Raw genomic sequence first — 11,299 nt, forward strand, 5'->3', positions numbered from 1 at the left:
GTCTTGGCTCGACCAGTCAGCCATAGGGCCACCAGCCAGGCAAAGGCGCGACACCCCGGGCTCCGGTGGCGCCGGGCTACTCGGCCGCGCCGCCGGCCACCACAGTCAGCATGTCGGCGGGGTTGAGGTAGGTGCGAGCCAGGGCTTGCAGCTCGGCGGCGGTAGTGGCCAAGGTGCGCTGGGTTAGCCGCTCGTAGTGGTCGGGGCGCAGGTTTTGCAGCACCAAGTGGCGGTACTTGTCGGCTTGCTCAAATACGGTGGCCGTTTCGCCCAGCAGCTTGCCTAGGGTGTAGTTTTTCACGGTTTCCAGCTCATCGTCGCCCAGCAGCTCGTCTTGCAGGCGGCGTAGCTCTAAGTTGATTTCGTGGCGGGTAGCGGTGGCTTGCGCCCCATTCACGTCGGTGCCGATGACCAGGGCGGCCCCCTGCTCGCGGGCTACCACGCTGGCGTGAATACCGTAGGTAAAGCCCTTATTCTCCCGAATGTTACGCATCAGGCGCGAGCCGAAGTAGCCGCCCAGCACCTTCACCAGCAGCAGCAGTTCGGGCGTTTGCGCATCGGTGAGGGCGGGCCAGCGGCGGCCTACGCGCAGGCTGGCTTGCAGGCTGCCCGCCACCGGCACCGTTACCAGCCCAGTGGGGTAGGCGGCAGCGGGCGCCGGCACGGTGGGCAGCAGGGCCACGGCCGCGGCGGCGGGCCACTGGCGGCCCAGCACTTCGGCCACGGCCGCAGCGCCAGCCTGCACGTCGCCACTCAAGAAAATCTCGGCCCCGGCCGGCTGGTAAGCCGCGGCGTGGAAGGCGCGCACGTCGGCCACCGTGAGGCGCGCAAAGGCAGCTTCGTCGAAGGGCCGGCCGTAGGGGTCGGCCTCGCCAAACAGGTGGCGGTTGAACTCCTCGGTGGCGCGGAAACTGGTTTTGCGGCGCTCGACCTGCATATTTTGCGCAATGCGGGTTTGCATCTGGCTCAGCTCGGCCTCAGGAAAGGTGGGGGCGGCCAGCACCTCTTGCACTAGCGGCAGCAGCGCGGGCAGGTGGCGGGCCAGGCAGTAGAGGGTTAGCGTGGCGCGGTCGGGGCCCGCCTCGCACTCCAGCGATGCCCCGAAGAAGGCTACTTCATCAGCTAGCTGGCGGGCGGTGCGGGTGGCGGTGCCCTCGCCGAGCATACGGGCCGTGAGCTGGGCCAGGCCCGGCGCCGACTCGTGGTGCTTGCCAGCGGGCACCACCACTTGCAGGCGCAGCACGGGCTGGGCAGCATTGGGTAGCAGGTGCAGGCGGGCGCCGTTGGGCAGGTAGCTCACCTCGGAGCGGGGCAGGCTGATGGTGGCTAGCGGCTGGGTGGGTGGGGCAAGTTGGCGGTTGAGGGCAGTGGGTATCATGGGAAGGCAGTTGTTCTAATAGCAGGATAGAAAGCGGTAGCAGGGCAGAGCAGGTTCCGGCCGGCGGGGCAGCCTAGGGCACGCACCAGGGGCTAGGGCGGGAAATAAAGTAGGTATGCCGCATAAAAGTACGCGGAGCCCGCTTCCCTATAAGAAACGAGCTCCGCGTACTTTTTTATACTTAGCGCAAGTACCTAAGTAAGTAATTGACGGACAGTTACTAAATTATTTTGATGCTTAGCTGATTGATGAAGGCTGGCGGGTGCTGACTAGCGCAAGCGGGGCTAATTGGGCAGCGTGCCCTGGGTGCCGCCGGCGCCCTTCTCGTCGAAGGCATCGGACAGCTTGTTGAGGTTGAAATGCAGTGATACCCGGATGGTTTGGGCCAGGGGGTTGGCTTGCGAGTTGGGCACCAGGTAGGTGCCATCGACGCCGAACGCCGAGAGGCGCGCGCCCAGGCCGAAGCTCAGGTACTGGCGGGCACCAGTGTGGGGATTCTCGTAGAAGTAGCCCACCCGGCCGGCAATGATGTTGTTATACCAGTACTCCAGGCCGCCGTGCAGGTTAATCTCCTGCAGCTCGCCGTGGAAGCCGCCCGGCGCGTCATGAAACGAGTCGAAGATGGCCGTGACGATGCCCGACTGCTGGCGCTCGATGTTGATTTGCTGCACCCGCTGGGCCTGCGTAGTGTTAGCGGGGTTGTAGGGGTCCTCGTAGTAGGGCGAGGGCACCAACAGCTTGGTGGCGTCGAAGGCAAACGTAATCTTGTTGTACTGGTCGATTTCGCGGGTGATGGCCGTGCCCAGGCGCAGCTGCGTGGGCAGGAAGCTGGGGTTATTGGGGTCGTTGTACACCATCTTGTTGCCCAGGTTGCTGATGGCCAGGCCAAACGCCAGATTGTAGAGGCCCGCGCCGATGCTGGCATCCTTGGTGTAGTAGGCCCCTAGGTCGGCGGCGAAGGAGTTGCCGGCTTGCGCGTCGTTGCCCGAGTAGTTACCCACCAGGTTCGAGCGGATGTAGCGAGCCGTGATGCCCACCCCGAAGCTTTCGCCCAGCTTCTGGCCATACGACACGGACACGGCGTACTCCTTGGGGTTGAAGGAGCCGTTGGGCAGGTTATTGCCGGTGCGGTAGTCAATCTGGCCCAGGCTGAAGTACGTGAGCGAGCCCGCCAGCGCCCCGCGCTCGCCCACCTTGCCGTAGCCCGCTAGGTGGCTCAAGCTCATGTCGTCGGTAATCTGGCGCAGCCAGGGCGAGTAGGAGGGCGAGAAGGCGTACTTATAGTCCACGAACCCGAGCTTGCCGGGGTTGTAGAACGCCGCGTTGGCATCAGGCGAAGTAGCCACGCCGGCATCCCCTAGGGCCGCGCCACGGGCATCGGGGCTGAGCGTGAGGATGGGCACGGCCGTGGTAATGGTATGCAGTTCGGGCGTGGCTAACTGCGCCAGGGCCGCCGGCGCTGCCAGCAGCATCAAACCCGGCACGAAGCCTAGCGAGCGAAAAAAGGTCATAGAAGTGTAAGTATGGGCAATGCTAAGAGGGATGGACGCCCGCAAAACGTTGCAAGTAACGTCAAGCGTATCCGCCCGTAAAAAAAAGACTGAACCGATAATCAGGTACTTAGTTCAGTAGCACCAGCTTTTCGAATTTCGAAGCCAGCTGCCCTTCGCTGCGCACGCTCACGCGGTAGATGTAAACGCCCCGCGCCAGCTGGTCGTGGTAGTCGTCGCGGCCGTCCCAGCTCAGCTGCGCATCCTGCAGGCTGGCCGGCACGTGGGCCGGGCTGCTGGGGAAGCTGGCTTGCAGGGTTTTCACCAGCCGCCCGGCCACCGTGAATATCTGCACCTGCACGTCCATGGCCTGGCCGGGCCGGTTCTGGTCGAAGTGGAACGTGGTGATGTTGCTGAACGGGTTGGGGTAGTTGAGCACGTGGCTCAAAGCTAGCTGCTCGTTGCTGGCCACGATGAAATCGACGCTGCCCTCAGCCGAGTTGTTGTAGGTGTCCCAGGCCTTGAGGCGCAGGGTGTGGGGGCCGGCGGCCAGGTCCTTGTAGAGGTAGCGCACGGTGCCGGCCCGGAAGTTGTCCACGTCGGCCGTGTAGCTGTCGTTCACTACCACCACCTTGCTAGCGTCGTTGTCGATGGTGGCCGTCAGGTCGTGGCCCACGCCCGCGCTGCTGGTGTTGATGCCCGACTCGTCCTTGAGCCGCGCGATGAGCAGGGGGCTGGACGTAGCTGAGCCGCCCGACACGAACGAGGTATCGGTGGGGGTGCTGGACGTGGCAATGAACAAGCGCACCCTAGGGGGGCGGGTGTCGGCCGGGGCCTTGCGCGCGGCGCCGCCCACGGGCAGCAGCTGGTAGCCCTGGGCGTCTACTTTCTGGGTCAGGTCCTGGGCGTAGAGGCTGATTTTGCCGGGCCCCACGCTGTAGGCAATGTCTTTGGGCACCACCAGCTGGGTGGTCCAGCGCCCGGCACGCACCGTGGCCTGCCCGTCGTAAATAACCGTGTTTTGGGTGGCTACCGAGATGGGGGGCGCGCCCTGGTCGCCCAGGGTGAGCACGTTCTGGACTTTGTCGAAAATGGTGATGTTGGCCGTGCCGTTGAAGCTGCCGTTCAGTGCGCCCCGGTTTTCGATGTGGCCGCTCAGCCGCGCCTTGCCGAGGGCCTGCAGCGTGTCGAGGCTGAGCGTGAGCGAGCGCACCAGGCGGCCATTCACCGAGTCGAGCACCACGCGCTGGGCGGGGTAGGCCAGGCGCCCGGTGGGGTCGGCCAGCAGGGTGTAGTTGCGGTTGTTGAGGTCGCCGCTGGGCGACGAGTTCTTGGCCGTGCTGGCCGCAAAGCCCAGCGTGGGCAGGTTGCCGGCCGCGCTGCGCCGCAACAGCTGCGCGTAGAAGTTGTTGACTACCTCGGTGTTAAACGTTGACAGTACCACTCGCGTGGTGGTGAACAAGCCCACCGCCCCAGCGCTGAGGTTGTCAGTGAGCACGGCCTCGCCGGCTGAGGTCAGGTCGGGGTTGTCGTAGGTGCTCAGGTCGCAGGTGCCGGTGACCAGGAAGGTGAGGCGGTTTTGGTTTTGCAAAGCCAGCAGCGAGGCTTTGGTGATAATCTGCTCGTCGGCCAGGCCGCCGGTGCCGCCGTGCCCGGTGTAGCCAAAGAGCAGCGAGCCTTGCTCCAGCGACTCATCGATGGCCGCCACCGCCGCCGGCGAGCGCTGCCCCGCCGCCACGCTGACTTGCGGAAATAAATCGAGGTAGTCCTTGCGCAGGTTGTAGGCTGGCTCGGCCGCCTGCAGGGTGGGCGCGAATATGGCTTCCGACTCGCTGGCGTAGGCGCTGCCGTCGCCGTCGTCGGCGCTTAGGGCCAGATAGTTACGCCACTTGCCAAAGCTGGCCGTACCGTCGTAGGCAATCAGCTTGGCCACCACCGCGTTGGCCTGACTGGCATCGGTGAAGCTGCCGAGGGGCGTGCGCACCGGCACGCGCCCCACGCTGATGTCGGTGCTCTCGAAGGTGGCCAGGCCGGAAGCTTCCAGCCACTCGCCCTCCGTGTCGTCGAGCAGCCCGTAGTAGTCCTCCGACGAGTAGCTGTTCTCGCCCTCGTAGTTGTCGCGCGCGCCGCTCACGGGTAAAAACGACTCGCGGCTTTCGTAGGTGGGCACGTAGTTCTGGTTGGCCCGGTCGAAGTCGACCGTCGAGTGGAAGGGCACCCGGTTCACCCACCAGGTAGGCTCCTGGCTCTTATCGTTCTGGGGCGACGACTTGTAGTCGAACGAGGCGTCGCCGAGCAGCAGCAGGGCCTGGCGGCGGGTGGTGGGGCTCGGGTTGCGGTCGTACACCTGCTTCATCAGGTCGCGGATGGCCGTTACGTCCTGCCCGCCCGAGCTGTACTCGTTGTACACCTGCTGGGTCGTGACCACGGCCACGTTCAGGCCGTTGTAGTCGCGCCGGTGCTGGGCCAGCTGGTTGGCCGCCGCCACAAACAGCGGGTGCGTCACAATCACCAAGTCCAGGGTGCCGTCGTTGTTCAGGGCGTGCAGGTTCTGGTTGGCCACCTTGCCAAAAAGCCTAGGGGTGCTAAATGCCCCGCTGGGCTGCAAGGCCACGTACTCGCGCAGCGAGTCGGTGGGTGCCACAAAATTGCCGCTGCCGTCGAGGGTGCGCAGCAGCGGGCGGCGCGGGTTGGTAACTTCCCAGACCTGCGCCCCGCTGGCGTTGGCCACCGTGAAGGTGCCCGCCGTGCGCGGCCCGCGCAGGTAATTGAGCGAGTTAAACTCCAGGTAGTCACCGCTCAGGCGCAGCTGGCGCTTCACCACCAGCTCCAGGTAGTCGAGGTAGCCGGTGGCCGCCGCGTCAAACGAACTGAAGGTGAGCGTCACCCTAGGGTCGGCGCTGGGGCTGGCCGGCAGCAGGGTGGTGTAGGTGCGGAAGCTGTTGTTGGCCACCGCCGAGAACGCCGCCGTGGGCAGGGCCGCCACACCCTGGCTGCCCAGGGCCGTCCCGTTGAGCGCCACGCCAAAAGTGCTGTTTTGGGAGCCCACCGCCGCCACGGCCACCGTCAGGCGCAGCGTGTCGCCGGCCACCAGGTCGGCCAGCGCCGGGTAGCCCTCGCCGCCAAAACTAACCTCGCGCGTGAGCACCGACGTATTGCTGAACTGCTCGCCCAGCCAGCGGCGGCCCGAGTGCAGCACGTTCACCAGGTCGTGCTCGTAGAAGCGCCGGTCCAGAAACGTGGTTATGGCGCTGCCGCTGGCCGGGGCCGCCGGGGCCGGGGCCGCCGCCACGCGCCGCCCATCGGCCGTGCCCACCCGCACGAAGTAATAGGCCGTGTCGCAGTAAATGTTGTTGAGGTGCTTAAAGCGCCCGCCCTCGCCCAGCAGCCCGTACAGGCCCGGCGCGTAGGTTTGGGCGGCCCGGCCCGGCTGGCTGGCGCGCCAAGTGTGCGGCCCCTTGGCGTAAAAGAGAAAGTACTCGCCCGCGTCGAAGGTGGCATCGGCGTTGCCCACAAACAGGATGTTGTTTTCCACTAGGTCGTCGGGGCGCGGGGCAGCGTTGGCCTGGGGCAGCAGCCCCACCGCGTTGCCAAACAGCTGCACCTTGCGCGGGTCGAGGTTGGCCACGGGCAGCCCCAGGCTTTGCAGCGCGGCGCGGTCCAGCTTATACACCCCGCTGCGGGGCACGCCCAGCTTGTACCAGTCGCCGCTGCTCAGCACCGACGCTTTGGCGAAGACGTGCACGGCCGTGGTGCGGGCCGTGGCCCCTAGGGTAGCCGCGGGCTGGTAAGCGTAGCTGAACGAGACCAGCCGCTCGGGCTGGCCGGTTTGGGGGTTGCGGCGGGCGGGCTGCACCAGCACGTAGGTGGCGGGCTGGCGGGCCTCGGTGCCGGCGCGCAGGCGCACGGCGGGCGCGGCGGGCAGGGTGGCGCTGCCCAGCAGCTGGGCATCGGCCGCGCTAAAGGGCTCGTACACGGCATCTTGCAGCTGGCCGCTGGCTACCGCGCCGGGCAGGCGCAGGGTGTAGGTGCCCACCACCTCGGCGGGGCCGTGGTAGGCTCCTCGAAAGCTGGGTACCCGGCGCGGCGCGTCGTCGGCCGTGCGGCCCGGCAGGCTGGCGTAAACGCCCCAGCTCAGGCTAACGGGCACCACCGGCGTGCCGCTGGTTTGGGCGCGCGCAGGCAGGGCCAGCCAGCTCAGCAGCAGCACCAATCCTAGGCCCCCTTTCGAGAAAAAGTGTCGCATAGATAAACCAATAACCTGAACCTGACCAGACCAGCGCCCGCCACTAGTAGTTCCTTAACTAAGCAGCCCCGGAAGTTATTGCGGCCCGCCAGCGCCCGCCTCGGCCAGGTCGCGGCTGCGCACCCGGCCCGGCACGCTTAGCAGCACGTAGAGCAGCACCGCCAGCGGCACGCCCGCCGCCCGCAGCCAGCCCACCAGCCCTAGGGCCAGCACCACAAACAGGAAGCGCCGCCGGTTGCCCAGCCAGCGCAAGTTCTTGAACTTGAGCGCGAACAGCGGCAGCTCGGCCACCAGCAGCCCGCTCAGCACCACCGTCAGCCCCAGCAGCACCCAGGGATTCAGAATGAAGCCGGCCAGCCCAAACTCGTCGCCGGCCAGAATGAGCGGCAGCGAGGCCACCACCAGCGTGCAGGCCGGCGTGGGCAGCCCAATGAAGGAAGTCGTCTGCCGCGTGTCGTTGTTGAACTTAGCCAGGCGCAGGGCCGAGAAGATGGTGATGAGGAAGCCGCAAAACGGAATGAAAAACGACTTTGCGCTGAACATCTCTAAATAGCCAAATGTCGGCGGCGGCAATGTTTTTTGCAGCAGCTTAAACATAATAGCCCCCGGCACTACTCCAAACGATACCATGTCAGCCAGCGAATCCAGGTCCTTGCCGATGGGCGATGACACGCGCAGGGCCCGCGCTACCAGCCCGTCGAAGAAGTCGGCCACTGCCCCTAGGCCCACGAAGTAAGCGGCTGTTACCAGGCTGCCTTGAAAAATAAAGGTGAGCGCCAGGCAGCCGCAGAGCAGGTTGAGGCAGGTGAGGGCGTTGGGAAGATGTCGTTTCAAGGGCCTAGGGGGTTATTTGTTGAGCATCGTGCCGAAAGCCTTTTGCTGCTCGAACGACTTGATGGTTTCTTCTTCTAGCGGCGTGCGCTTCACCACCGGATTATCGCGCCAGTAGGCGGCATCGTAGGGCTTTTGCTTGATGGCATCGAGGTCTTTGAGTTTGCCGTTGGCTGGCTCGTAGGCTACGGCGGCGGGGGTAGTGGGCTGCCAATCGTAGAAGTACGTGTAGCCGACCACTTGCACGCGCAGGTCGGGCTTGAGCAGCCGGCCGATGGTGTGGGTCAGGGTAGTAGTAAGGTGGTCGGGAATGGTCCCGCCGGCCCCAGGGCTAAACACTAGGTCGTAGCTCATCCGCCCACCTTTCATCTTAAAAGTTGGGTTATTAGATTTGAGAACCGCGTCGATGCCCGCCCGGAATCGCAGCAGCTGGTAGGTGTCGGTGTCGATAGTCAGGATGCCTTGTACGTGCTGCGGATTAAACGCTGGCTTGCCCACAAACTCCACCTCAGCCAGGCTGTGCCCGTTGCTTTGGCTGATGCCCAGCAGGCGCAGCGTGTACTGCGCCGTGGGCTGGGGGCTGAGCACGCGGGCCTGGCTGGTGCTGTCCTGAGTGGGCGAGTACAGATGCAGGCTTTTGCTGAACGACGAAAAATCGGGGAAGCTAATTAGCACCCCCTTTTTCTCGGCAAAGCGACCTTGGCTAAGCGCCGTACCCTCGGGGCCGGCGCTGCTGGCGCGCACCTGCCACAGCATTTCCAGCAGCTGCGATGGCTGCTGGTCGAGGCTGGTGAGCTGGCGGTAAAACGCTTGGCCGTAGAGCTGCCGCCCTTGCGTGCGCTGCATTTCCCGAAAAGCCCGCTGCACCAGCTCAGCCGCGTAGCCGGCCGGCTCGGCGGCGGGCAGCGCGATGGGCGCGGGTGCCAAGCCCAGCACTAGCGCCGCGCCGGGCTGCGCCACCGTGGCCGAGTCGCGCCCGTAGCCGAGGCTGAAGGCCAACACCTTAGCCGGCAGCTGGGGCACGCGCAGCACAAACTCGCCCTCGGCGTTGGCGGTGGTGCCCAGGGAGGTGCCGGGCACTACCACGCTGGCGTAGGGCACCGGCTGGCGGGTGCTGCCGTCGAGCACCCGGCCGCTGAGCTGCGCCTGGGCGCGGGCGGCCAGCGGCCCTAGGGCCAGCAGTACCAGAAGGACGGCGTGTTTCATTACGTTTTTTGCCCGCAAGCTACTCACTGCAAAAACGGATTCGAGCGCCGCTCGGCCCCCACGGTGGTGGCGGGGCCGTGGCCGGGGTATACCACCGTGGCGTCGGGCAGCGTCAGTAGCTCGCGCTCAATGCTTTGGATGAGCTGCTGGTGGTTGCCGCCCGGCAGGTCGGTGCGCCCGATGCTGCCCTTAAACAGCACGTCGCCCCCAATTACCTGCCCGCCGGCCTGGTCGTAGAGCACCACGTGGCCCGGCGCGTGGCCGGGGGCAAAGCGCACCTCCAAGCGGCTCTCGCCCAGCTCGATAGTCTGGCCGGGCGTCAGCTCGCCGGTGGGCTCGGTGGGCTCGTACTGGGCAAAGCCGTAGGGCCCGGCGTAGCTGCCCACGGCGCGCAGCACGGGCCAGTCTTGGGCGTGCAGCAGCAGCGGCGTGCCGGGGTAGGTGCGCAACGCAAAGGCATTGCCCAGCACGTGGTCGATATGGGCGTGGGTGAGCAGGATATACTTCACCGCCAGGTTGTTATCCTCGACGTAGCGGCGTAGCGTTTCCTGCTCGTCGCGGGCGTACATGCCGGGGTCCACGAGGGCCGTGGCGCGGGTGGCCTCGTCGATGAGCAGGTAGGTATTCTCGCCAAAGGCGTTGAAGGTAAACGGGACGACGCGGAGCATGGGGGCCAATTCTAGTATTTCGCTAACAAAGAACGGCATGCTGCGCTTGTCGAGGAATCTCACTCGCTTCGTTACATAAAGCCCAACCGATTCGCTGGCGGCGCGAGCGAGATTCCTCGACAAGCCCGGCGTGACGTTCCTTCGTACGCAAGCCATACGCAACCACCCATGACCTCTTACGATTACCTACTGGTGGGCCACGGCATTGCCGGGGCGGTGCTGGGCTGCGAGCTGCGCCGCCGCGGCCACCGCGTGCTCATCTACGACGAGCCCCGGCCCGACGCCGCCTCGCGGGTGGCCGCCGGCCTCATGAACCCGGTGGCTGGCAAGCGCTTTGCCCTCACCTGGCGCGCCCACGACACGCTGCCCACCGCCCTGGCTTTTTACCGCGCCCTAGGGGCCGAGCTGGGCGAAACCTATTTGCAGGAAGCGCCCATTCTCAAGGTGTTCGGCTCGCTGGAAGAGCAGCAGCAGCTGCTAACCCGTGCGGCCAGCGGCGCCGACCCCTGGCAGGGCTTCGTGGCCGAAATCGACCCTAGGCCCCTGGAGCTGCCCGGTTTGCTGGCACCCCACGGCGGCGCCTGGCTGCGCGGCGGCGGCCACGTGCGCACCGAGCCGCTGCTGGCCGCCCTGGCCCGGCAGGGGCAGGCGGCGGGCTGGCTGCGCGAAGAAACTTTTAACTGGCAGGCGCTCGTTGCCGAGCCCGCAGGCGGCGTGGCCTACGCGCCGGGCGGGGTGCGGGCCGCGCGGGTGGTGTGCTGCCAGGGCGCGGCGGCGCTCACCTGCCCGCACTTTGGCTGGCTGCCCCTCACGCCCAATCGGGGCGCGGTGCTCGACGTGGCGGTGCCGGGCCTCAGCGGCGCGCAGGTGCTCAACCGGGGCGCCTACGTGGTGCCAGGCGCGGCCGAGGGGCAGTTTCGGGTAGGCGCCACCTACCGCTGGCCACCCTTCGCGCCCGAGGCTACCCTAGGGCCCGGCAACGACGACGAGCGCGAGCTAACTGGGCGGCTAGCGGGCCTCACGGCGCTGCCCTTCGCGGTACTGGGCGAGCGGCGCGGGGTGCGGCCCGCCGTGCGCGACCGCCGCCCACTACTGGGTTGCCACCCGCGGCTGCCCTGGCTGAGTTTGTTCGGCGGCTTTGGCTCGAAGGGCGTGAGCCTGGCCCCGCGCCTGGCCGCCCTGCTGGCCGACCACCTGGCCGGCGCCGGCGCCCTCTGGCCCGAGGCCGATGTGGCGCGCTATGCCCATCTTTATCCCGCAACTCCGAATACTGAAACTGCCCCGCAATGAGTTAGTAGTAGGCCCCCCGAGCGCTGGCCGGGCGCCCCGGCCACTGGCTGGCCCGCCCGGCCCGGCGGCAAAGCCTTTGCGCTGAGCGCGGCCCTAGGGCTACGGCGTAGCTTAGAGCCCGGTGGGCTGGCGTTTTCAACTTATTTTCACCTTGTTTGCTCATCTTTACTTCCGCACTTCTTTACCCCTA

The 11,299-nt window shown here is 66.3% G+C and carries 7 protein-coding genes; 1 reads left to right on the forward strand and 6 read right to left on the reverse strand.

The annotated features are described in order from the left end of the window. Nucleotides 1–76: 76 nt before the first annotated feature. The 6 genes from HHL22_RS13250 to HHL22_RS13275 all read right to left on the reverse strand — a co-directional run bounded on the left by HHL22_RS13250 (nucleotide 77) and on the right by HHL22_RS13275 (nucleotide 9,819). The gene (locus HHL22_RS13250) at nucleotides 77–1,378 is read right to left on the reverse strand and encodes a M16 family metallopeptidase (protein WP_169531837.1); all 1,302 of its coding nucleotides are present in this window, start codon (nucleotides 1,376–1,378) and stop codon (nucleotides 77–79) included. Nucleotides 1,379–1,662: 284 nt separating this feature from the next. Then, nucleotides 1,663–2,889, reverse strand: coding sequence for a type IX secretion system outer membrane channel protein PorV (gene porV, locus HHL22_RS13255; RefSeq protein WP_169531838.1), 1,227 nt, complete (start codon nucleotides 2,887–2,889; stop codon nucleotides 1,663–1,665). Nucleotides 2,890–2,998: 109 nt separating this feature from the next. Beyond that, nucleotides 2,999–7,114 carry a type IX secretion system sortase PorU gene (porU, locus tag HHL22_RS13260; RefSeq protein ID WP_169531839.1) on the reverse strand — a complete coding sequence of 1,372 codons (4,116 nt, stop codon included), beginning with the start codon at nucleotides 7,112–7,114 and terminating at the stop codon, nucleotides 2,999–3,001. Nucleotides 7,115–7,189: 75 nt separating this feature from the next. Continuing rightward, nucleotides 7,190–7,948 carry a CDP-alcohol phosphatidyltransferase family protein gene (locus HHL22_RS13265; RefSeq protein ID WP_169531840.1) on the reverse strand — a complete coding sequence of 253 codons (759 nt, stop codon included), beginning with the start codon at nucleotides 7,946–7,948 and terminating at the stop codon, nucleotides 7,190–7,192. Between the two features lie 12 nt (nucleotides 7,949–7,960). Next, nucleotides 7,961–9,151, reverse strand: coding sequence for a carboxypeptidase-like regulatory domain-containing protein (locus HHL22_RS13270; RefSeq protein ID WP_169531841.1), 1,191 nt, complete (start codon nucleotides 9,149–9,151; stop codon nucleotides 7,961–7,963). Between the two features lie 23 nt (nucleotides 9,152–9,174). Continuing rightward, nucleotides 9,175–9,819 (reverse strand): MBL fold metallo-hydrolase, encoded by a 645-nt coding sequence (locus HHL22_RS13275; protein WP_169531842.1) that lies wholly within the window; start codon nucleotides 9,817–9,819, stop codon nucleotides 9,175–9,177. A gap of 168 nt (nucleotides 9,820–9,987) precedes the next feature. Between HHL22_RS13275 and HHL22_RS13280 the strand changes: the two genes are divergently transcribed. After that, the gene (locus HHL22_RS13280) at nucleotides 9,988–11,109 is read left to right on the forward strand and encodes an NAD(P)/FAD-dependent oxidoreductase (RefSeq protein WP_169531843.1); all 1,122 of its coding nucleotides are present in this window, start codon (nucleotides 9,988–9,990) and stop codon (nucleotides 11,107–11,109) included. The last annotated feature ends 190 nt before the right edge of the window (nucleotides 11,110–11,299 follow it).

The sequence above is a fragment of the Hymenobacter polaris genome (assembly GCF_012927305.1).
GTDB classification, from domain to species: Bacteria; Bacteroidota; Bacteroidia; order Cytophagales; family Hymenobacteraceae; genus Hymenobacter; species Hymenobacter polaris.

What these genes read in the sequence shown, in the direction of transcription:
- HHL22_RS13250 (WP_169531837.1), bottom strand. Translation starts at nt 1,378, where the DNA reads ATGATACCCACTGCCCTCAACCGCCAACTTGCCCCACCCACCCAGCCG.
- HHL22_RS13275 (WP_169531842.1), bottom strand. Translation starts at nt 9,819, where the DNA reads ATGCTCCGCGTCGTCCCGTTTACCTTCAACGCCTTTGGCGAGAATACC.
- porU (WP_169531839.1), bottom strand. Translation starts at nt 7,114, where the DNA reads ATGCGACACTTTTTCTCGAAAGGGGGCCTAGGATTGGTGCTGCTGCTG.
- HHL22_RS13280 (WP_169531843.1), top strand. Translation starts at nt 9,988, where the DNA reads ATGACCTCTTACGATTACCTACTGGTGGGCCACGGCATTGCCGGGGCG.
- porV (WP_169531838.1), bottom strand. Translation starts at nt 2,889, where the DNA reads ATGACCTTTTTTCGCTCGCTAGGCTTCGTGCCGGGTTTGATGCTGCTG.
- HHL22_RS13270 (WP_169531841.1), bottom strand. Translation starts at nt 9,151, where the DNA reads ATGAAACACGCCGTCCTTCTGGTACTGCTGGCCCTAGGGCCGCTGGCC.